Raw genomic sequence first — 24,215 nt, forward strand, 5'->3', positions numbered from 1 at the left:
GCCCCGGAGGCCGGCAAGTTGAGGTCGGTCATCTGCGCGGAAGATTAACCTATTCCGAAACGGCGACGGGGGGTGAGCGGATGGGTGCATGTGCCAGGGGGACAAACACCGCGGCGGCGAGCGCTGGTCCAGCCGGGAATGATGGCGTGGGCGTTGCCATGGCACTGGCCCGGCACCCACTGTTGCCAGCAGGCCCGCCGGTGGCGATCAGCCTGCGAGACAGGCGGTCGCATTTCCTTCATGAGCGTATTCATAGGCAGATATGCCGCTCTACGCTCTAGGACTCAGGGCAATGCTTCTGCAGTATGCGCAAGTAGTCGCGGCTGACCGAAAAACCGGCAACGCCATGGGGCATCAACACTCGCCGCAAGGCGTCGCTGCCATATTGGTGATGGCCGCCGTTGCCCATGCCGTCCCTAAAGTACAGATTGACAAAGCCTTCGACAAAGCTGTCACGCAAGCGCGCTTTCCACTCGGGGAACGGCAGCGGCACCAGTTGCGCGCCCATCTGCGTGAGAATGTCGTAGACGTCGTCGACCGGCACGCTGCGCTCCGAAACCAGGTGATAGTTCTCACTCGACAACGGTTCGGAACGGACAATGCAGGCGATGCACTTGGCCACGTAATCGACAGGAACCATATTGATGCTTAGCGACGAGCGCGGATACGCCGCGATCGCCTGGCAGGCGCGATAGAACTTCAGGAACGCATCGTCATTGATGAAGACCCTGTCTGCGTCGCGCCGACCGCCATACAGGCCGCTGTCCCAGGTAATGGTTCCCGGCCGCAGGATGCTGACTGGCAGGCCGGCCGCCCTGGCACGATAAAACAGCTGCTCGGCCATCGTCTTCGACTGCTCGTAAGTCAGCGTGATATCGCGCCAGGCTTGCGTCGCCGGCGTCGACTCCGGCACAGGTTCGACTGTTTCGCTGGGCAAGGCATGATGCACAGCGATAGTTGAAATGTAGTGCACCGGCTTGACCCGGCTCGTTGCGGCCAGACTGATTATGCGGGCGGCGCCCAGCACATTGGTCGGATACAGGCGCGCAAGCGGGTCCATCAGATTAATCATCGACGCGCCGTGGATGATGCAGTCCACGTCCTCGCACAGCATCCGATAGGCGCTCTCGTCAGTCCCCAGCCGGTCTTGCACGACGTCGCCGCTGACCAGGTGGATGCGCGGATTGCGCGCGTCGAGCTGCAGCCCCTTCTGTTCGGCGGCGTGCTGCAAGCGTTGCCTGCCCTGCTCTGCATCCTGGCAACGCACCAGACAATGCACGGTGTAGTCTGTGTCCGCCAGCAAGGCCACCAGCGTGTGAATGCCCAAGTAGCCGGTGGCACCCGTCAGCAGTACGTGGCGCAGGCCGTGCCCTGAATCACAAGGCAGTGCCGTCCCCAGATCGGCGAGCGAGGCAGCGGCGATATCATCCAGGCATATGCCATCGATGAACGCGCGCTCCTGCACCTTCGAGCGCTCCAGTGCTTGCGCCATTTGATGAAACACCGGATTGCCGAAGATCAGCTCGACATCGACCGCGAAATTCTTGGCAAGCAACTTGCTCAGCAACGTGATGGCTGACAGGCTCGAGCCGCCGACCTGGAAGAAATCGTCGTTGCGCGAGACGCGCGCCAAGCCGAGCAAGTCCTGCCAAATCTCAGCCAGCGCCGGTTCCACGCCACTGTCGCGCGGCGCTTCATAGACGCTGTCTGCGGCGACCGGCGCCTGGGCCAGCAGCTGGCGCAAAGCGGCACGATCGATCTTGCCATTGATGCTCAAGGGTATGGCCGCCACCGGCTGGATCTGTGCCGGCACCATGTAGTCTGGCAGCCGCGCAGCAACTCCGGCCTTCACGCGCGCGATGGCGGTCTGCTGGTCGTCGTCTTCCTGCGGCGGCTGACGCCATACGATCGCCGCGGCCAGCGCAGGCCCGTCCCGTAGCACGGCCACAGCCTGCCTGACCCCGTCCTGGGCCAGAAACGCTGCCTCGACTTCCCCTAGTTCCACGCGATGGCCGAGCAATTTGACCTGACTATCCTCCCGCCCAAGGATTTCGATCACGCCATCTGACCGGTAGCGACAGATATCGCCGGAGCGATACAAGTGCTCGCCACTCAGTGGGTGCCGGATAAAACACTCGCGGGTGCGCGCCTCGTCGCCGACATAGCCAATCGCCAAGCCAGCGCCGCCGATGTACATTTCCCCGGCCACCCAATCCGGGCACGCTTCCAAGCGCTCGTTGAGAATGGCCAAGCGATGATTGCTCAAAGGCCTGCCATATGGAATGCTGACGCTGCCGGGCGCCACCTCACCGATCGGATGCCACACGCACCAGATGGCAGTCTCGGTCGGCCCGCCCAGGCCGACCAGTTGAATACCGGGGCAGCGCGCCCGCACCGCGTCCGGCAAAGATACGGGAATCCAGTCGCCGGACAGCATGGCCAGCCGCAGGCTTGGCAGCACAGGCCCCGACTCGCGCTCCAGGCTGCTCATCAGCATCTGCATCTGCGCGGGCACCGAGTTCCAGAGCGTCACCCCACACGCAGCAATCAGTTCGACCCAGTGCGCAGGATCATTGCGCAGCCGCGCCTGCGGCAGCACCAGCGTCGCCCCGGCTTCAAAGCTGCCGAATATGTCCCAGACCGACAAATCGAAGTGGGCATGGGCCAGTCCCAGCACTTTGTCGCCGCGCCCGACGGCGAAGCGCCGATTGATATCGCGCACCGTGTTCAGCGCGGCGCGATGGCTGATGGCCACGCCCTTGGGCTGCCCAGTGGTGCCGGAGGTGTATAAGATGTAGGCGGGTTGCTCCGCCACACCGGCCATGCAACCGGCCAGCAGGGATTCCTGTGGGGCCGCTGTAGCGCCGTCCTCCGACCGTTCGACACTGATGCATCGCAGCGTCGCAGGCCAGTCTTCTGCCATGCGCGCGGCGTCGGTCAGAACCCAGCGCACGCCGGCATCGGCGAGCATGCGGTTGCGGCGCAGCGGCGGCTGCGTGCCATCAATAGGCAGGTAGGCGACGCCGGCCAGCAACGCGGACAGGATGGCTGCGATCTGGCCGGCTCCTTTGTCCATCACGATCGCTACCGGCGGCGCACCGGCAGCGCAGCCAGCCTGCCGTAAGCGATGGCACAGCCGCGAGGCCCAGGCGGCCAGCTCACCGTAACTCAATGCCTGTCCATCGGCGATCAGCGCGACGGTCTCGGGTCGCGCCAGCGCGCTGCGGCAGAAGCCGCTATGCAGGCCATCCATTGGCAACGGTGCCGCGCCGTAATTGGTAGCAACGCGCGCCGCCAGCATCTCTCTCGGCAAGGTGATGGGATGGGGCGTATGCCAGATGTCATCGTCATCGGCCAACTGCCTTAGCAATCCACAAAACGCGTCGAACGCCGACTCGACCGTCCCAGGCTTGAAAACGCCGTTGCGGATGTCCCAATCCACCTGCAAGCTGTCGCCGCGCTCGGTCACCTGGCAATCCAGCCAGACCTGTGGCGTCTGGGTGATGCCATAACGCAGGCTCGCGCCTTGCATGAAATCGCCACCGTCCAACCCCTCGCCCTTGACGCCTACGGTGCTGGTGAACACCACCGGCACCATCACCTGGCTGCCGTGGCGCTGGCTGAGCTCACGCAGCACGTCTATCCCGGTAAAGCCCGTGTGCTCCATGTCCTGCAACAATCGCTGCTGCAACTGGGTGACTCTCTCAGCAAATGTCGCCTGCGCGTCCAGCGACACCGCCAACACATTGACTGCAATGAAGTCACCGACCACGCGGTTGACGTCGGGGTGTAACGCAGGCCGGTTCAACAAGGTCAGATTGATGCAGAACTCCCCGTGTCGCGACCAGCGCGCCACGGTTTCGGCGAAAGCCGCCAAGACCACGCCCGAGGCCGTGTGCTTACCGCGCGCGGCTTTGGTACGCAGGCTTTTCCATTGCGCTGCGGGCAAGGCGAAATGCAGGCGGCCGAAAGCCACCGCCGATATCGGTGCAGCGGCACGCTCCTCCTTGCTCAATACCGGCAGCTCAGGCGGCGGCGGAAAGCCACTCGCGATGCGCTCCAACCAGTAACGCCGGTCGTTCCCGCTAGCGGCCGTAGTCTGCGCATCGGCCTTCGCCTGTTGTTGCGCCAGCAGCAGATCGCGGTAGGTGATGGCCAGCGGTTCCAGCTTCAGTTCCGGATCGCGATAGAGCTTCCCTAATTCGTTGAGCAGAATCTGGATGCTGGCAAAGTCCGCGACCAAGAGATCCATGGAAAAATGCAGGATGGAAATCTCGCCCTGGTGGCTTAGCCGCAGCTCGTGCAACGGCCATTGATCAGGGGGATAGCAGCGTTGGCCCATGGCCTCCCGCGTTTGCGCCAACCCGGCCTGGGCCTGCGCGTCAGTTGCGCCGCGCCAATCGTCTAATCGCAACGGCGGCAGCGCCACTTGTCGCAATACCCGTTGGTGGCCGGCCGGCGAGACCACGGCGCGTAGCATATCGTGGCGCTGGATCAGTTGGTGCCAAGCCCGCTCCAGACGAGCGGCGTCCAGCTGCGGTACTTCCAGTTCGATATAGCAGTGGCAGCCTACGCCACCGAATTCATACAGATTGCCGCGACCCACTAGATAGGCCAGTTGCAGATCGGTGAGCGGAAACGGATCGAAGCGCGCCGCAGCGTGCGCGACCAGTGGCGTAGACAAGTGCTGCAGCAATGCTGCCTTATGGCGCTTAAGCCGCTGGCGCAACGCCTCGGTTAGCACCCCAGCCGGGGCCTTGAAACGCAGTTGGCCGTCTTCCTGCCACAGCTGCACGCCCTGGGACCGCAGCCCTGACAGGAGCACCGCTAGGTCTTCCTCGGCTCGCTTGTTTGCCACGCTCATAGTGCGCCCTCCTCGAATATCAGGTCACCACCCTCGGACACACCCAGGGCTTGCCACTGCCCGCGGATCTGCGCAGCCAGCGCGGCGATGCTGGGATAGGAGAACAGTAGGCGCAGCGTTACCGGCTCTGCGGCCAACCGACCTTGCTGTAGTAGCGCTACGATCCGAGTGGCGCTGAGGCTATCGCCGCCAATGGCGAAAAAATCATCGTCGCGCGAGACGCGCTCCCGCAGAAGTACCGTCGTCCAAACGGCAGCAATTTCCGCCTCCAAGGCATCGAGCGGTGGCTGATAATGGATCTCAGCGTCGGCGCCCTGCTCCAACCTCTGGCGGATCTGTCCGCGGTCGACCTTGCCGTTGGCGCTCAAGGGCAGTGTATCCAGCGTCAGCAGCAATGCCGGCACCATGTAGTCAGGCAAGGCCTGTCCCAGCTGTTGCCGCAAGGCGGCCAGGAAGGTATCAGGCTCCGCCGGCGGCAACGCCGGCACAACCGCTGCCGCTAATACCCCCGGCTGGCCCACGGTCACCGCCACCGCTTGCACCACCCCGGCCTGCGCCGTCAGCGCCGTCTCGATCTCTCCCAACTCGATGCGGTGACCGCGCACCTTCACTTGGTGATCTTCCCGGCCCAGGAACTCCAGCGTGCCGTCCGGCCAGTAGCGGCCCCGATCGCCGGTCCGGTACCAGCGTTCGCCGTCATGGCTCACGAAGCGCTGCGCCGTCAGCTCGGGCTCGTTGCGATACCCTTGAGCTAATCCGGTGCCGCCTATCCACAGTTCCCCGGCCACCCAGTCCGGGCAATCCCGGCCCTGCGCGTCGACCACCCGGTACTGCTGATTGGCCAGCGGCCGGCCATAGGGGATCGAGGTCCAGTGCGCCGGCAATTCGCCCTCCACCTCGAACGCGTTCGACCAGATCGACGCTTCCGTCGCTCCGCCCAGCGCGACCAGTCTGGCCTCGTTGCCGCAGGCCGCCTGTAGCCGCCGCGGCAGATCCAGACCGATCCAGTCGCCTGACAACAGCACTTGCCGCAGCGGCAAGCTGCGCGCCTCGGGACCGGCCGCTGTCAGCAGCATGTCCAGCAGCACCGGCACCGAATTCCACAGCGTCACGCCGTACCGCATCACCTGTTCCAGCCACGCCGCCGCGTCTCGGCTGTGCACCTCGTCGACCAGCACCAGCGAGCCGCCCGCACCCAACACCCCGAACAAGTCGTAGACCGACAGGTCGAAGTCCAGCGCCGACACCGCCAGCCCGCGGCTATCGGCATCGACGCCGTAGCGCGTATTGATATCGTCTATCGTGTTGGCCGCCGCCCGGTGCGCGATCTCCACCCCTTTCGGTTCGCCGGTGGAGCCCGAGGTGAAGATGATGTACGCGGTCTGCTGCGCCGACACTCCCACCGGTGCTGCCAACGGCGTGCAATCGCCTGCCTCTACGATGTCGAGCAGCGCAACGGGATGCCCCGCATCGTTCGCCGACGGCAACAGCGGCCAATGCGCTCGGCTGCACAGCACCAGCTTTACCCCTGCCGTGCGGTACATGCGCGCCTGCCGGCTGCCTGGCTGGCCGATGCCAATCGGCACGTAGCAGCCGCCAGCTGCCAGGATGCCCAGCACAGCCACCACCTGTTCCATGCCGCGCGGCAGGCTCACCGCCACCGGCATGCCCGGCGTCACGCCCTGTGCCACCAGCCACGCGGCCACCTGCAAGGCCCGCCGCGCCAGTTCCCCGCGGCTAAGCACCGCGCCGTCGCCGGCGATCAGCGCCACCCGTTCCGGCTGGCGCTGAGCCTGGGTGAAGATGTCGTCGTGTAGCAGGCGTTCGCGCTGTTCGTGCCGTGTCGCATTGGCCGCCCGCCGCGCCGCGGCCTGGGCCGCCGGCAGCAGCGGCACGAGTGGTGCGTCCCAGTCGCTGTCGGGCAACTGCGCCAGTAATTGGACAAAAGCACCGAACAGGCTGTCCATCATTCCCGGAGGGAACAGATCCTCGACCACGTCCCAGGAAAAGAGCAGTTCGCCGCGGTGTTCGTACATTTGATGATCCAGCCAGACCTGCGGCGTTTCCGACAGACCGCCACCGGCCAGATCGGGGAAGCCCGCGGGCAAGGCCTCATCGAACAAGCTGTCGGCGATGCCGAGCGTGCTGGTGAACACGACCGGCAAGGCCGCGGCTGCGATGCCGACGCGCTTGCCGCGTTCGCGCTGCACCCAGACGGAGGAGACCTCCCGGTATTCCAAGGCCTCGGCAATCTCGCTCTGCATGGTGCGCGCCTGATGCAGCAGGCTGGCCTCGGCATGCGGATGGAAAGCCACCGGCGCTAGCGAGGTGAAGTCGCCCAACACTCTGTCGATATCAGGATGCACCGGCTGACGATCGAAACGGGTCAAGTTCAAGGTCAGCGCGGCCCCTCCGCTCCATCGACTCAGCGTATGCGCGTAGACGGTCAGCACCAGCACCGAGGGCGTGATGCCGTGCCGCCGAGCTTGTTCACGCAAGCGCTGCCAGGCCTGCGCTGCCACGCGTGCGCTGCGACGCTGGAACCGCACCTCAGGCAACGTCTGCGGATCACGCGCCAGTGGCAGGGCCGGCGCCAGCGGTAATGCCTCCAGCCGCTCGCGCCAATAGGCTTCAGCCCGCTCAAGTGCTTCCGGTTCGTGGCGCACCTGGTTGACATAGTCCCGGAACGCAATCCCCACTGGCGGCAAGGCGGTTGCCGGATCCCGATACAAGACACTCAGTTCGTTCAACAGCAATTTGACGCTGTAGCCATCCAGCGCCATATAGTTGAACATTAGCCCCAGCCGGCAACGCCGATCGCCATAGTGCACCGCATGCAAGCTGAACAGCGGCCAGTGGACAAGGTTTGTGCTTCGCAACTCCCAGACCTGCAGCAAGCGCCTTTGGGCATCGGCTTCATTGGCTGCCTCTGTCTGCTCCCGCGTGACCCTAACGCTGGGCACCTGCTCCAGCACCCTTTGCATGCCATCCTCGTCGACGACCGCGCGCAGCATCTCATGCCTCAGCACCAACTGGTCCCAAGCCCGCTCCAGCCGCGTCAGATCCATCTCGCGGCCATCCAATTCCAGCAGATAATGGGTGCCGCAGCTCAACGGTAGCCCGGTAGACTGCCCCAGCCAGTAGGCACGCTGCACCTCCGTCAATGGGAACGGTGCATGCCGGTGCTGCGGCTCGGCCACGATAACGCGCTCAGTCTCCGTAGCTATCGGCTCGAGTTGCGCCGCGAAATCGGCCAGCACCGGCCGCGCGTACAGCATGCGCAAGCCTTGCGGCGACCCCAGGCCCATCTGCTTGAGGTGCGCCATCACCTGCGTGGCCAGCAGGCTGTCGCCGCCCAGCGCGAAGAAGCTCTGTTCGCGCCCGACCCGCTCCAACTGCAGCAGGCTTTGCCACAGCGACGCGACCTGTTGCTCTCGCTCGCCTTGCGGCGGCGTCAACGGCAATGCGCCGCCGTGGCGCCGCGCCTCCAGTTGCTGACGGATCTGCTGGCGGTCGACTTTGCCGTTCGCGCTCAAGGGCAGCGCATCCAGCGTCAGCAGCAATGCCGGCATCATGTAGTCGGGTAGGGACAAGCTCAATTGCTGCCGCAAAGCGGCAAGGTACGCATCGGACCCCACTGGCAGTGACACCGGCACAACCGCTGCCGCCAATACCGCCGGCTGACCCAGCGTCACGGCCACCGCATGCGCTACCCCGGCCTGCGCCGTCAGCGCCGCCTCGATCTCTCCCAACTCGATGCGGTGACCGCCAACTTTGACTTGATGGTCTTGCCGGCCCAAGAACTCCAGCGTGCCGTCCGACCAGTAGCGGCCCCGGTCTCCGGTCCGGTACCAGCGTTCGCCGCCATGGCTTACGAAGCGTTGCGCCGTCAATTCGGGCGCTCTCCGATAGCCCGTCGCCACGCTCGACCCGCCTATCCACAATTCGCCGGCCACCCAGTCCGGGCAGTCCCGGCCCTGCGCATCGACCACCCGATACTGCTGATTGGCCAGCGGCCTGCCATAGGGGATCGAGGTCCAGTGCGCCGGCAGCTCGCCCTTCACCTCGAACGCGTTCGACCAGATCGACACTTCAGTCGCTCCGCCCAGGGCCACCAGTTGCGCCTTGCCGCGGCAAGCCGCCTGCAGCCGCCGCGGTAGATCCAGCCCGATCCAGTCGCCCGACAACAGCACCTGCCGCAAGGACAAGCTTTGCTCGGCACCTGCCGCCGTCAGCAGCATGTCCAGCAGCACCGGCACCGAATTCCACAGCGTCACGTCGTACCGTTTCACCTGTACCAGCCACGCCGCCGCATCGCGGCTGTGTGCCTCATCGACCAGCACCAGCGAACCGCCCGCTCCCAGAACTCCGAACAGGTCGTAGACCGACAGGTCGAAGTCCAGCGCCGACACCGCCAGCCCACGGCTGTCGGCATCGACGCCGTAGCGCGCATTGATGTCGTCGACCGTATTGATTGCCGCTTGGTGGGTGATTTCCACGCCCTTGGGTTCTCCGGTGGAACCCGAGGTGAAGATGATGTAGGCAGGCTGCTGAGCCGACACAACCACTGGTGCTGCCAACGGCGTGCAATCGCCTGCCTCTACGATGTCGAGCAGCGCAACGGGATGCTCCGCATCGTTCTCCGACAGCAAATGTGACCAATGCACTCGGCTGCACAGCACCAGTTTTACCCCTGCCGTGCGGTGCATGCGCGCCTGCCGGCTGCCCGGCTGTCCGATGCCAATCGGCACGTAGCAGCCGCCAGCTGCCAGGATGCCCAACACCGCCACCACCTGTTCCACGCCGCGCGGCAGGCTTACAGCCACCGGCGTGCCCGCCATCACGCCCTGTGCCACCAGCCCGGCCGCCACCTGCAAGGCGCGCCGCGCCAGTTCCCCGCGGCTAAGCACCGCGCCGTCGCCGGCGATCAGCGCCACCCGTTCCGGCTGGCGCAGAGCCTCGGTGAAGATGTCGTCGTGTAGCAGGCGTTCGCGCTGTTCGCGCCGCGTCGCATTGGCCATCTGCCGCACCGCGGCCTGGGCCGCCGGCAGCGGTAGCGCCAGCGGCCCATCCCAATCGCTATCGGGCAACTGCAGCAACGCCTCCCGATAGGCGGCGAACATCTGATCGAGCACTCCTTCCGGGAACAGCGCGTCGACGGCGTCCCAAGTCAGCACCAATTCACCCCGGTGTTCATATAGCTGGTGATCCAGCCACACCTGCGGCGTTTCTGACAGGCCGCCGCCGGCCACCAGTTCCAATTGACCGGCTTCGGCATGCTCGAACAACCTGCCCTCCGGTCCCAGCATGCTGGTGAACACGACCGGCAGCGCCGCGCTAACCAGATCCGTCTGCCGGCTGCGCTCTCGTTGTATCCACAGCGAGGAGATTTCGCGATGCTCCATAGCCGCCGCGATTTCATGCTGCGTATTGCGCGCCTGTTGCAGCAGGCTGGCGTCGGCGCGCGGGTGGAAGGCCACCGGCGCCAGGGAGGTGAAGTCACCCAACACCCGGTCAATATCGGGATGCACCGGCTGGCGGTCAAACAGAGTCAGGTTCAAGGTGTGCGCCGCGCCGCCGCTCCATCGACACAGCACATGCGCGTAGACGGTCAACAACAGTACCGAAGGCGTGATGTCTTGCGCGCGAGCTCGCTGGCGCAGGCGCCGCCAGTGCGCCGCCGGCAACACCGTCTGGCGGTGCTGGAAGCGGACCTCGGCAAGCGACTGCGGATCGCGCGCCAGCGGCAGCGCCGGCGCCAGCGGCAATGCCTCCAGCCGCCCACGCCAGTAGGCTTCGGCCCGCGCTAGCGCTTCCGGTTCGGGGCGCGCCTGGTTGACGTAGTCCCGGAAAGACAGATCCGGCGCGGCGATGATGATCCGCGGATCGCGATAGAGCGCCGTCAATTGATCCAGCAGCAGTTTGATGCTGAATCCGTCCAGCATCATGTAATCGAAAAACAGGCCGATGCGACAGCGCTCGCCGTCATAGCGCACCGCATGCAGACTGAACAGCGGCCAGTCGCTCCGCTGCCGGCTCTGACTCTCCCAGCAAAGATGCAGGCACGCCTGCGCCTGCGCTGCGCCACCCTGCTCGATCTCCTGCGTCTGGATCTCAGTTTGCGGCACAGTAGCCAGGATCCGTTGCCGGCCGTCCTCGTCGACGACCGCGCGCAGCATCTCATGCCTCAGCACCAACTGGTTCCAAGCCCACTCCAGCCGCGTCAGATCGACCTCGTGGCCGTCCAGCTCCACCAGATAATGGGTGCCGCAGCTCAACGGTAGCCCGGTAGACTGCCCCAGCCAATAGGCGCGCTGCACTTCCGTCAACGGGAACGGTGCATGCCGCTGCTGCAGCTCGGCCACGATAACGCGCTCAGTCTCCGTGGCTATCGGCTTGAGTTGCGCCGCAAAATCGGCCAGCACCGGCCGCGCGTACAGCATGCGCAATCCTTGCGCCGACCCCAGGCCCATCTGCTTGAGGCGCGCTATCACCTGCGTGGCCAGCAGGCTGTCGCCGCCCAGCGCGAAGAAGCTCTGTTCGCGCCCGACCCGCTCCAACTGCAGCAGGCTTTGCCACAGCGACGCGACCTGTTGCTCTCGCTCGCCTTGCGGCGGCGTCAACGGCAATGCGCCGCCGTGGCGCCGCGCCTCCAGTTGTTGACGGATCTGCTGGCGGTCGACTTTGCCGTTGGCGCTCAAGGGCAGCGCATCCAGCATCAGCAGCAATGCCGGTATCATGAAATCGGGCAAGACCTGTCCCAGCTGCTGCCGCAAGGCGGTCAGGAAGGTCTCGGATTCGGCCGGCGACGACGCCGGCACCACGGCCGCCGCCAGTACCGCCGGTTGGCCCACCGTCACCACCACCGCTTGCGCCACCCCAGCCTGCGCCGTCATCGCCGTCTCGATCTCGCCCAACTCGATGCGGTGACCGCGTACCTTTACCTGGTGGTCTTGCCGGCCCAGGAATTCCAGCGTGCCGTCCGACCAGTAGCGGCCCCGATCGCCGGTCCGGTACCAGCGTTCGCCGTCATGGCTCACGAAGCGCTGCGCCGTCAGCGCCGGCTCGTTGCAGTACCCTTGGGCTACCCCGGTGCCGCCTATCCACAATTCGCCGGCCACCCAGTCCGGGCAATCCCGGCCCTGTGCATCGACCACCCGGTACTGCTGATTGGCCAGCGGCCTGCCATAGGGGATCGAGGTCCAGTGCGCCGGCAGCTCGCCCTTCACCTCGAACGCGTTCGACCAGATCGAGGCTTCCGTCGCCCCGCCCAGCGCGATCAGTCTGGCCTCACCACCGCAAGCGTCCCGCAGCCGCCGCGGCAGATCCAGACCGATCCAGTCGCCCGACAACAGCACCTGGCGCAAGGGCAAGCGCTGCTCGGCACCTGCCACCGTCAGCAGCATGTCGAGCAGCACCGGCACCGAATTCCACAGCGTCACGTCGTACCGTTTCACCTGTTCCAGCCACGCCGCCGCATCGCGGCTGTGTGCCTCATCGACCAGCACCAGCGAGCCGCCCGCTCCCAGCACGCCGAACAGGTCGTAGACCGACAGGTCGAAGTCCAGCGCCGACACCGCTAGCCCGCGGCTGTCGGCATCGACGCCGTAGCGCGCGTTGATGTCGACTATTGTATTGGCCGCAGCCCGGTGTGCGATTTCCACCCCTTTCGGTTCGCCGGTGGAGCCCGAGGTGAAGATGACGTACGCGGTCTGCTGCGCGGAAGCGTCGACCGGCCTCGCCAGTGGCACGCAGTCCGCCGCCGCTGCGATGTCCAGCCGCGCCACCTCACTGTCCGCCGTCAGCTGCGGCCAATGCGTCCGGCTGCAAAGCACCAGTTTCACCCCCGCCGCGCGGTGCATGCGCGCCTGCCGGCTGGCCGGCTGGCCGATGCCAATCGGCACATAGCAGCCGCCAGCTGCCAGGATGCCGAGCACCGCAACCACCTGCTCCACGCCGCGCGGCAGGCTCACCGCCACCGGCATGCCTGGAGTCAAACCCTTAGCCATCAGCCAAGCGGCCACCTGCAAGGCCCGTCGCGCCAGTTCCCCGTGACTGAGCACAGTGCCGTCGCCGGCGATCAGCGCCACCCTTTCCGGCTGGAGCGCAGCCCGGGCGAAGACCTCGGCATGCAGCACGCGCTCACCCAGTTCGCGCCGCGTCGCATTGCCCGCCTGCCGCGCCGCCGCCTGGGTCGGCGGCTGCAATGCCGGCGCAAGCTGCTCCCACGCGCCGTCCTGTTGCACCAGCCAGTCAAGCAGGCCGACATAGGCCGCGAACATGGCGTCGAGCACGCCATCGGGAAACAGTGCGTCGACCGCGTCCCAGGCCAGCAGCACGCCGCCGTCGAGATCATAGACCTGGTGATCGAGCCAAACCTGGGGCGTCTGCGAAATCATGTAGCCAAGCTGACCGAGCGTCGAACGGCATTCGGCATTGATCAGCGGCGTGCCCAGATTGCAGGCGAACACCACCGGCGCGGCCACGCCGCCGCCTTGCCCCTGCCGGGCCAGGTCGCGCTGTATCCGCACGCCGGAATAGGCCGCGTGCGCGATATCGGCATGCGCTTGCGCCTGAATTTGGCGCACCCGCGCCAGGAACGACTGCGGCGCGGAAAAATCGACTTCAAGCAACAACAGATTAGTGAAGTCGGCGACTACCTCATCAATGCCAGGCTGCCCTGCCTGCCGGTCGAACAACGGCACGTTGACCAGAAAGCGCGGCGTTGAACTCCAGCACGCCAGCACCTCCGCATAGGCGGTCAGCAACAGCATGGCCGGCGTTACCCGATGCGCGGCGGCGTGGCGGCGCAAGGCTTGCCAGCAAGCCGGTGACAGCCTATGTTCTCGACGTGAGAAGCGTGGCACGGCGAGCTTTTCCGTGCGCAAAGGCAAGCCCGGCGCGCCCGGCAAAGTGGCGAGCCGGCGCTGCCAATAGGTGCCGGCGTCTTGTCCTTCCGCCTGCCGGCATGCGTTCTCCTGAGCCAGATACGGCCCGAAACGCCAATCCGGATTTGCGGCCGGGCGCGCCTCGCGTGCATAGGCGGCAGCCAGATCGCGCAGAATGATCTGCAAGCTCTGCACATCCGCAACCAGCAAGTCGATATCGAAATGCAGGCGGGTTCGACCCGCGTCCAGCAGGCTCAGGGTCATGCCCATTACCTCACCGCGCTCGACAGCTAGCCTCCGATGCGACAAGTGCTGGCGGATATCTGCCAGCGCGGCCTCGACCGCCGCTGGGCTTTGCCCGCGCAAATTGTGTACCGGCAGCGTCGGGCGACTGACGAACCCTTCTGTGCGCTGCTGTCCATCCTCGGTGAAACAGGTGCGCAGCATTGCGTGATGCGCCAGCAACCGATGCCAGGCTACCTCCAGCCGGTGCGCATCGACGCCGTCGCCGTCTAGTTCCAGATAAGCGTGGCAGCCGACACCGCCCAGTGCCTGGCCGTCTTGCCGGCCGATCCAGTATGCGTGCTGCACATCGGTCAATGCGAACGGCTGACCGTCGGTGCCGCTACCGGTGACCACGGCCGCGCTGGCGGCAGGTGCTTCGACAACGCCAGGTGCCGCCACCGGTAGCAGCAATCGCCACCACGCATTGAGCGTCGGTTCCGTGATCAAGTCGGCGAAGGTCACGGCAGCGCCCGCCCGTCGCCAGCCGCTGGCCAGGCGCATGACACTGAGCGAATCCAGTCCAAGCGAAATCAGGTTGTCATCGCCGGCTAGTCGCACATCGGGATCGGGCAGCAAAGCCCGCACTTGGGCGCCGAGTGCAGCCTTGCGCCACTGCGCTTGACCGCCGTCATTCTTCTGCTGTGTATTCACTAGCGCCGCTCCTCGGAAAGGCAAACCGACTGTTGCAAGCTACCGCTTGGCGCCAGCAGCGCTGACCAGCCCGCGATGGTGGGGCACTCGATCAATTGCGCGTATGTCAATGCCGCGCCTGAGCGTCGCCAACGGTTGAGTAACTGCATGATGTGCAAGGATGCCAACCCATGCCCGAGTAGATCGTCGTCGTCCGCTACCGGCGTCTGCGCCTGCCCAAGCAAATCCAACACCTGCTTGCGCACTGCCGCCCGGGTCGCCTGCGCCGCTGGCGCCAAAAGATTCGGGTCGGACATCAGCAGCCCTCCTGCAGCGTCGCGTCGCGGCGAGCCTCCGCTGGCAGCTGGGCCGGCAGAGCTGCGGCTATCAGGTACTGCGCGACGCTGTTTAGCTTCTCTATCGTCTCCTCCAACTCGCGCTCCGGCGTGGAGTGAGCGACGATGCCGGCCCCGGCCTGCAGCCAGGTCTCTTGGCGCCGCTGGTACAGCGAACGCAACACCAGCGCCGCATCCAGACTGCCGTCGCAGTCCGCGATCAGGATGCAGCCGCTATAGGGACCGCGCCCATCCGCCTCCAGCCGGTGGATGGCGTCGATGGCTTCCCGCTTCGGAATACCCGAAGCCGTCACCGCCGGGAACAGCGCCTGCATGGCGCTCCAGGCGCTGCAGCCGGCCGGAAGCTGCGCCTTTACGCGAGAGGCCAAATGCTGCACCGTGCCGCGCGCGCGCACTGTCATGAACTCACTCACGACCACGGAGCCAGGTAGGCAGACCGACGCCAGTTCCTGCGCCGCCAGCCTGACCGATACTGCATGTTCGGCAATCTCCTTGATGTCGTTTTCCAGTTCATGCCGCAAGCGGCATTCGTCGTCCGGCCCCGTGCCCCGCGATCGGGTGCCGGCCAGCGGTTGGGTGCTGACCTCGCCGGCAGCGTTGACTTCCACGACCGTTTCTGGACTGAAGCCCACCACCGTCAACGCCGTGCGCTGCAACACGAAGGACCGCGCTGGCGTGTTATGGCGGCGCCCGAACAGGTAACTGGCGATCAGATCGACGTCGCCCCACACCGGCACCTTTCGCGACAGGATGACCTTTTGATAGCGGCCGGCGCGAATCTCGGCCAGCGCATCGCTGACCTGGCCCAGATAGCGCTGCGCATCATGGCTGGCGACAGGCGCAGCGAGCCTGCTCCGTCCAGCACCGGATACCGGTGGCGCGTGGATGCATTGGCGATCCAGCGCGGCCAGCTTGTCGGCCAAGTCCGGCAAGCGAGCGCCGTCCAGGCTTCTGAGCAAGGCTGTCCCCTGACGCAAGCGGATTTCCTGGCGTGGGATGAACAACTGCAATAGCGGCGCGTCCAGCGACGGGGCGCCGATGCCATAGATCGCGTCGGCCAACTCGAAATCAGCGCAACCATATGCCCGCCAGCCTTCGATGCCGATAGCAGCAAGCGCCGTTCCCATGTTCTCGCACGGCTGTGCGCCAGGCCAGGTGCGCTGCAGATCGCCATGCCGGACGTGCACGCCGGCCGCATCGGCGTGCACGGTAGCGGCGACGCCCAGCCCCAACGACCACTCACCGTGACGTTCATAAATTGCATAGTCATCGGCCCAGCCGGCCTGCGCGATGGCGGCGGCCAGGACCAGCGGTTCCGTGCTGATCGCCACTTCACGCTGCATGTAGCGGGCGGCCTCAAACAGCGCGCCGGAAGCGCCTTCGACCGTTTCCTCGGCCGGCCGCTGCGCCAGGACGCGCAGCCGCTGTTTGTCGACTTTGCCGATCGGGGTCAGCGGCCAGGCGGCGATGTGCGCGATCTGGTCCGGGCATTTGTACTGCGGCAGCCCCTCGCGCAGCAGGAAGGCGCTGATCTCGCAGACACTGAAATGCCGTTCGCCGGCAAGCAGAAAGGCGCAGCTGCGTTCACCCATGCGTTCGTCCGGAACGGCGACCAGGACCGCGCCGCGGATCTCGGGATGGCGGCACAGCGCTTGCTCGACTTCCGGGACGGCGATCTTTTCGCCGCCGCGTTGAATCTGCTCCTTGATCCGCCCCGCGACTACCAGATTGCCTTGCGGCGTCATGCGAGCCAGATCGCCTGACCGGTAGAAGCCGTCAGCGGTGAAAGCACCGGCATTGTGCTCGGGCGCGCGATAGTAGCCGCGCAAGGTATAGGGTCCGCGAGTCAGCAACTCACCCACCTCACCAGGCCCGGCGTCTTGCCCGCGCGCATCGACAATGCGAATCTCATCGTCCGGCGACAAGGGCCGCCCCTGGGTATGCAGTGCCACCTCGTCGCTGTCGTCGAGCCTGGTATAGCACAGCAACCCTTCCGCCATGCCGAACACCTGCTGCGTACGGCAGCCGAAGCCCGGCGCTACCTGAGCCGCCAGCGCCGGCTCACAGCGCGCGCCGCCCACCTGCAGGAACGCGAGGCTGGACAGGTCGGCGCTATCCCACTCGCGCGCCTCCAGCCAGGCCTGCAGCAATGGCGGCACCAGCGCCGTGAAACTGACGCGCTCGCGCGCAATCAGCGCGAAGCACTCGTCCGGCCCCGGCGTATGCGCCAGCACTACGGTGCCGCCGACCGACAAGGTGCCGAACACGCCCGGGCAGGCCAGCGGAAAATTATGCGCCACCGGCAAAGCCGCCAGGTAGACGCTGGCCGGCGTCAGCCTGCACAAGGCGGCAGAGGCGCGAGCGCTATAGCTATAGTCGGCATGCGTGCGCGGGATCAGCTTGGGCGTTCCGGTGGTGCCGCCCGACAGCAGCAAAAGCGCGACATCGCGGTGCGACGGTAGCGGCGGCAACAAGCTCGGCGCGCAAGCGCCGTCCGCTTCGATGGCGCTCAGTGCGGTGTCGGCGCCGCCCTCGCCGTCGACGATGAGGTGGGCCAGCGTCGGCTGGCTGGCGGCCACTTCGCGCGCCAGCGCCGAATAGTCAAAGCCGAGGAAATGATCCTTGAAGATGTAGGCGAACGGCTCGGCCAGCGTGCACAGGGCCGCGATGTCGTTTTTTCTGTGCGCCGGCATGGCGAGGATCGGTATCGCGCCAAGGCGAAACAAGGCAAAGCAGACCGCAACGAAAGCAACGCCGTTCGGCAGTTGCACCAGCACCCTGTCGCCGCTGCCTATCCCCAACTGGTGCAAGCCGGCAGCCAGGTGCGTAACCTTGAGCGCCAACTGCCGATACGACAAGCGGTGGTCGCCCTCGACCAGGGCGGTGCAGTCGCCGTATTTGTCCACCCAGTGCTGCGGCCATTCGCCCAATGTCTGCGGCTGCCAGTAGCCAGCCTGTTCAAAACGACGGCATTCGACTTCGGGCCAAGGCGTGAAATCCCTGATCATCATTACTACTCTCCTTTCGCCGCCGCGCCGAGCACCGCCGTGCCTTGCCTGCGGGTCTGTGCCGCGACCGTTAAGTCACCGTTGGCCGATCGCGGCCGATGGCGTGCATTCGCCATGCGCAAATAGTAATGATTCTCGCTACCAGCAAATACTCGAAACGGGATTGAAATGGCCGCATCGGGATTTTGAATCGGCGCCGCAATGTTCGATCGACGTCGAAGGGATGGCGGCGCGCGCGTTGCCCCAACGGGAAATGCGTGATGGAAGGAAAACTGCGCCGCGACGCTAAGCCCCTGCCGGCACGCGCGCGGCGGAATGCGCCGGCAGGCAATAGGGATAGATTTCGTCGCCATCCTGGCGCCGCACGATTTCGACCTCGATGCCGAACAATTGGCGCACCAGCTCGGGCGACACCATCGCGTCCGGCGCACCGTCGGCGACAAGGCGGCCGGCCTGCATCGCCAGCAGGCGATCTGCGAACTGACTGGCTTGGTTCAGGTCGTGCAAGACCATGACAATGGTCAGGCCGTAGGCGCGATTGAGCGCGCGCAACAGGCTCAGTATTTCGATCTGATGGCCGATGTCCAGAAACGTGGTCGGCTCGTCCAGGAGCAGCCAGGCGGATTGCTGCGCCAGCGCCATGGCGATCCAAGCGCGCTGACGTTCTCCGCCGGATAGTGTCCGGATATCGCGCTCACGCAAGCGACGTAGGCCGGTGGCCTCGAGCGCCCAATCCAGTGCTGTCTGATCGTCCCGCGACCAGCCGCCGAGCAAGCCATGATGTGGATAGCGACCATATCGCACCAGTTGCTGCAAGGACAACCCGTCCGGCGCGGAGGGCGACTGCGGCAGTGTTGCCATGGCCCGCGCCAGCGCTGCGGCCGGCCAGGCGGACAACGCCCGCCCGTCCAGTGAGACCTGCCCTGCCTGCGGCGCAAGCATCCCGGCCAGACCGCGCAGCAGCGTGGATTTGCCGCAGCCATTGGGCCCGATCAGACAGGTGATCCGGCCCGGCTCCAACGTCAGCGAAGTGGGCCGCACCACCACGTGCCGGCCATAGCCCAATTGCAATGCCGTGGCTTGCAGAATCATGGACACCTCCCACTCTGTCGCTGCAACAGTGTCAAGAACACCGGCACGCCGATCAAGGTGGTGAGCGCGCCGGCCGGCAGCTCCAGCGGCGCAAACAAGACGCGCCCCATCAGGTCGGCCGCGAGCATCAGGCCGGCCCCGCACACGGCACTGGCCGGTGCGAGGAAGCGCAGTTCGCCACCGACCAACTGCCGCGCTAAATGCGGCACCACCAGGCCGACAAAGCCTACCGGCCCGGCTACCGCCACCGCGCTGGCGGCGAATACAACCGCCACAAGCACCGCCGCCAGCCGCCAGCGGCGCACCGCCAAGCCTAGCGACCTTGCCATGTCGTCGTCAAAGCGCAGCACGGCCAGCGGCCGCAGCACCACGACCACGCCCAGCACGCCGACGCCCAGCCAGGGCAACAGCACCGCGATATGTTCGACATCGCGCCCATAAAGGCTGCCGCTCAGCCACAGCAGGGTGATTTCCGTGCGCCCGCCGCCCCAGCCCACCACCACCCACATCACCGCCGCGTTCAACATGGCGCCCAACGCCACCCCGTACAAAGCCATGCGTAGTGGATGAAGCCGGTGGCGCCAGCTCAAACCCAGCAATAACAGCGCGGTCGACACCGCGCCGGCTATGGCGACAAAGGGCAGCATGCCGATGGACAATTCGAAATGCGCCTGGGCGCTTGCCACCAGCTTCAAGGCATCCAGCCACAAAATGAAACCCACCACGAACAGGCTGGCGCCGGCCGAGACGCCCATCACGCCCGGGTCGGCCAGCGGATTGCGGATCACGGTCTGCAACAACAACCCGGACAATGCAAACTGCGCACCCACCATCAGCGCCAGCAAGCTGCGCGGCAAACGCAAGCGCCAGACCAAGTGGTGGGCCAGCGGCGCCTCAGCAGCCGGCCGGGTCAGGCCGGCCCAAATTTGCTCGATGGGCAGGGCCACTGAACCAAAAGCGAGCGCCGCCAGCAACAGCGCCGTCAGTCCCAATAGCAGCGCCGCCATCAACGGCCAGAAGGGGTAGCGGCCAGCCGACCAGGCTGGTGGCCGAGACAAAGCCTTTACGCGGATCTCCGTCATCGTCAACGCACCCGTCGACCGATCAGATACAGAAACAGCGGCCCGCCCAGCACCACCATCAGAATGCCGACTGGTATGTCCTGCCTCGTTGCCACGACATCGGCCGACGCCAGCAACGCCGCGCCGACCAGCGCGGCCAATGGCAACAGCACCCGGTGGTCGCTGGCTGCATGGCCGACCGAGAGGCGCACGATATGCGGCACCATCAGGCCGATGAAGCCGATCGGCCCGGCCACGGCCACACTGGCCGCCGTCAGGATTACCGCCGCCAGTCCGGCCAGCACGCGCCAAGTCAACACCTTGACGCCCAATGCCTGGCAGACGGCGTCATCCAGCATCAGGACATTGAGAGGCCGGGAAAACAGCAAGCCCAGCACCAGACCCAGCGCCACCCAGGGAAACAGCTGCGCCAGATGCGCGGAGGTGCGGTCCGCCAAGCCGCCGATCAACCAGAAATACAGGCCATTGGCTTCATTGGCCGCCACCACCAGAACCACCATGATCGCCGCCGAGCAAAGGATCGCCACGCTCATGCCTGCCAAGGTCAACTGGATCGGATCGAGCCGAGCGCGCCAGGCGATCAGCATAGTCATGAGCGCCGCCAGCAGGCCACCGCCGATGCCCGCCAGCACCATGCCCGCCACCGACAGCGGCAGCCATATGGTGGCAACAACGATAGTCAATGCGGCGCCAGCGCTGACGCCGAGCAGATCCGGCGAGGCCAGCGGATTACGCGTGACTGACTGCGCGATCGCGCCGGCCATCCCAAGCGCCGCGCCGACCAGAATGCCGGCCAGCAGGCGTGGCAAGCGCAACTCCCACAACACGAAGCCAGCGGCAGAGTCGTCCGGCCGCCACAACAACGCAGCCAATTGCGGCAGCGACACGACGGCGTCGCCGTGGGTCAACGACAGCACGGCAGCGCCGACGGTCAGCGCCACCGCCGTTGCCGCCATCAACGCGACTCTGGCGAGGCCCTCCGAAAATACAGCCATCCCGCTCAATCCCTGAAGCTCAGCGGCCGCGCCCGAGCCGCATCCGGAATGTCTTGCACCGGGGGAAAGACGCCTGGATACAACAAGTGCGCCATTTCCCGCAGCACCATGTCGCGCGCCAGCGGACCGTGTACCTCGGCATATTGATTGCCAACGCGATACGCCTGCCTTCGCTGCACCGCCCGCAAGCGCGGCCAGACCGGATGGGCGCGGATCGGCGCATCGCCGGCCTGGAATGAGAAGATAAAATCCGGATTGAGCCGCAGCAGTTGCTCCATGCTGATCGCCTTGCCATGTGGGTTCATCTGCCGTGGATGCGGACTCGGCCCCAGCGCGTTGCGGACCTTCAGCGCCCGCATCAGCGTGGCGGTCATATGGTGATCGTAGTGTGCCCACAGGGTATCCGCCCAGTGCCAGATGAAGATGGCGGACGCCCCACCAGGAGCGCGCCGTCCGACTTCGCTCAGCCGCTGCGCGAAGTCGGCGTTCAAGCGGCGCCCCTGCTCGGCGAAGCCGGCCGCCGTTGCGGCCGAGGCGATGGCATAACGGGACTGCTCGTAGGTCACAAGGTCATAGGCCAGGAAGCCGCCGATCTCCTCGAACTGCTTTTCGAACATCTCCGTGTAGGTGCGAATGCCGATGGTCAGATCCGGCGCCAGTTGCGCCAGCATTTCCATATTGGTCTCGTTGGCTGTGCCCAGATCGACCGCCTTGGCGACATGGCGGCCAAGAAAGGCCGGCTTCTGATTGCCCATTGAGGACACGCCCACTACATCGCGGCCCAAGGCGCCCATCAGGTCGGCACCGAAGGCCGAGACCGAGGCTACCCTCGCCGGCTGCTTGACGATAGTTACGGCCTTGCCGCGGCCGTCCTGCACGCGCACAGGAAACGTGTCGGCCAGCACCGGCCCGACAGCCAGCAGCGCGACCAACAGCGCAGCACATTGCAGCATTCGCTTCATCGACGACGTCCTTCTCTCAGCGTAAGGAAGGTCATCCTAGTCGTCGCGGCCGTCGGTCGGCTACCCGAAAGCGGAGCGAATCCCCCGAAAACACAGTTGCGCGGCCGGACAAATCGACGTGCGGATGCAACAAATATTCCTGATCCGGCCATTAGCACTACCGTTGCGGGGAGCGGGCCTGTAGCGGCTGGCCCAGAGTGGTCGGCATCAATCCTGCAAGCCCATCAGGCCTGCCTGCGCCTATCGCGAGAACCCAAAGATGCCGACCTCCGCCGCTCTCCTCCGCCGGTTACTTTGCCTGGCGAGCACGGAAAAGAAACGATTGCTCGCCGCCCTGCCGCTCACGGTGGCCGCTGCGGCCCTGGAGCTACTACCCTACTGGATACTGTACCGCGCCATCGCACTGACGCTGCTGGCCGACGACGCACTTGCGGCCAGCGCGCTGTACCAGTTGGCTGCCTGGCTGGCGCTGGCGCTGCTCGGCAAATATCTGTGCTACACCGCCGCCTACGCCCTCAGCCACCAAGCCGCCTACCAGTTGCTAGCCTACCTGCGGCAGCAACTGGCGCGGCGCCTGTCGTGGTTGCCGCTGCGCGACTTGCAGAGCTTTCGCTCTGGCGAGCTCAAGCGCATTCTGCTGCAGGACGTCGAACAACTGGAATCCTTCATTGCCCACCATACGGTGGAACTGCTGGCCGCCCTGGTCACTCCGCTGTGCGTCGCGCTGCTGCTGTTCTGGACCGACTGGCGGCTAGCGCTGGCCACCCTGGCCACGGTGCCGCTAGCGGCGCTGGCCTCGGCGCTGCCGCTGCGCCGGATGAACGCACACTTCGAGCGCTACACCCGTGCCGAAGCAGCGCTCAATGCCACCCTGGTCGAATATGTGCGCAATATGCCGGTAATGAAGGCCTTTAATCAGGACGTCACGCGCTTCGAGCAGCTGCGTCAACAGTTGCACGACTATTACGCCTTGATCCGCGAGGTGACCCACAAAACCGTACCCGGCTGGTCGCTGTTTACGGTCCTGTTGAGCGCCAGTGCTTTTCTGATTCTGCCGCTGGGCGCCTGGTTGCACCGAGAGGGTCATATCGATCTGGCCGGCGTGATGCTAGCGATGATGCTCGGCGCCGGCATGCTCAAGCCGCTGCTCAAGCTGACCCAGTTTTTCTCGGACTTCCAAGCGGCGCGAACCAGCCTGGGGCGCATCCTGCCGCTGCTGGACGCGGCAACCGCGGCCCCCGGGCCCGAGCAGGCGATGCCGGCGCCGCTGAACGTCGAACTGCGCGCCGTGTCCTGCGCCTATGGCACGCGCCAGGTGCTGCACACGGTCGACCTGCAGTTGCCGGCGGGTAGCGTCACGGCGCTGGTCGGCCCCTCGGGCGCCGGCAAATCCACGCTGGTGCATTTGCTGGGCGGACTTCTGCAGCCGTCGCAGGGCACGATCACGCTCAATGGCATCGCGCTCGACACGCTGTCCGATGCGCAGCGCTGCCTCTTGATCGGTGTCGCCACCCAGGAGGCCTTTCTGTTCCAGGGCACCTTGCTGGAAAACCTGCGCCTGGCGCGCACCGACGCCAGCGACGAGGAAGTGCGGCAGGCAGCGCGGGTCGCCCAAGCCGACGCCTTCATCCAGGCGCTGCCAAGCGGCTACGATACAGAGTTGGGCGAACGCGGTCTGACGCTGTCCGGCGGCGAACGCCAACGTCTCGCCGTCGCCCGCGCGCTACTGGCCGCCACCCCCATCCTGCTGCTGGACGAAGCCACCGCCTTTGCCGACAACCTGACCGAGCACCGTTTCTACCAGGCCTTGCGCCAAACCTATCCTGACAAGACCATTCTCATCGTCGCCCACCGCATGCACGCTGTGGCGCAGGCCGATCAAATCGTGGTGCTGGCGGACGGCCGGGTCCAGGACTGCGGCCGCCACCAGGTGCTCTTGCACCGCAATCTGCTGTACCGCGGCATGTGGCGGCGCCATCTGGATAGCGAAGACTGGCGGCTGCTCCCGCAAGATGCCGGCAACCTGGCCGCGCCGGCCACGGCGGGAGGCTGA

At 65.7% G+C, this 24,215-nt stretch carries 9 protein-coding genes; 1 reads left to right on the forward strand and 8 read right to left on the reverse strand.

The features are described from left to right. Window positions 1-277: 277 nt before the first annotated feature. The 8 genes from AC1RQK_RS08325 to AC1RQK_RS08360 form a co-directional block, all read right to left on the reverse strand. Window positions 278-4,864: a non-ribosomal peptide synthetase gene (locus AC1RQK_RS08325; protein WP_492808463.1), complete on the reverse strand. Its 4,587-nt coding sequence runs from the start codon at window positions 4,862-4,864 to the stop codon at window positions 278-280. Next, complete coding sequence (locus AC1RQK_RS08330; protein WP_492808465.1) at window positions 4,861-14,688, reverse strand: amino acid adenylation domain-containing protein; 9,828 nt, start codon at window positions 14,686-14,688, stop codon at window positions 4,861-4,863. Before AC1RQK_RS08330 ends, AC1RQK_RS08325 begins: the two co-directional genes overlap by 4 nt. Then, window positions 14,688-14,984, reverse strand: a complete 297-nt coding sequence (locus tag AC1RQK_RS08335; protein ID WP_492808467.1) for a phosphopantetheine-binding protein — start codon at window positions 14,982-14,984, stop codon at window positions 14,688-14,690. The genes AC1RQK_RS08330 and AC1RQK_RS08335 overlap by 1 nt, the downstream gene beginning before the upstream one ends. After that, window positions 14,984-18,031: a salicylate synthase gene (locus tag AC1RQK_RS08340; protein WP_492808676.1), complete on the reverse strand. Its 3,048-nt coding sequence runs from the start codon at window positions 18,029-18,031 to the stop codon at window positions 14,984-14,986. The genes AC1RQK_RS08335 and AC1RQK_RS08340 overlap by 1 nt, the downstream gene beginning before the upstream one ends. Window positions 18,032-18,316: 285 nt before the next feature. Beyond that, a complete protein-coding gene (locus AC1RQK_RS08345; RefSeq protein WP_492808469.1) occupies window positions 18,317-19,123 on the reverse strand; it encodes an ABC transporter ATP-binding protein in 807 nt (268 codons plus the stop codon). Then, window positions 19,120-20,205, reverse strand: coding sequence for a FecCD family ABC transporter permease (locus AC1RQK_RS08350; RefSeq protein WP_492387163.1), 1,086 nt, complete (start codon window positions 20,203-20,205; stop codon window positions 19,120-19,122). The genes AC1RQK_RS08345 and AC1RQK_RS08350 overlap by 4 nt, the downstream gene beginning before the upstream one ends. 2 nt (window positions 20,206-20,207) lie before the next feature. Beyond that, complete coding sequence (locus tag AC1RQK_RS08355) at window positions 20,208-21,161, reverse strand: FecCD family ABC transporter permease (RefSeq protein ID WP_492808472.1); 954 nt, start codon at window positions 21,159-21,161, stop codon at window positions 20,208-20,210. 44 nt (window positions 21,162-21,205) lie between these two features. Next, window positions 21,206-22,132: an ABC transporter substrate-binding protein gene (locus AC1RQK_RS08360; RefSeq protein WP_492808474.1), complete on the reverse strand. Its 927-nt coding sequence runs from the start codon at window positions 22,130-22,132 to the stop codon at window positions 21,206-21,208. A gap of 352 nt (window positions 22,133-22,484) precedes the next feature. On the opposite strand from AC1RQK_RS08360, the gene AC1RQK_RS08365 reads away from it, so the two are divergent. Further along, window positions 22,485-24,215, forward strand: a complete 1,731-nt coding sequence (locus AC1RQK_RS08365; protein WP_492808476.1) for an ABC transporter ATP-binding protein — start codon at window positions 22,485-22,487, stop codon at window positions 24,213-24,215.

It is taken from the genome of Cupriavidus sp. GW822-FHT02D05, assembly GCF_058802485.1.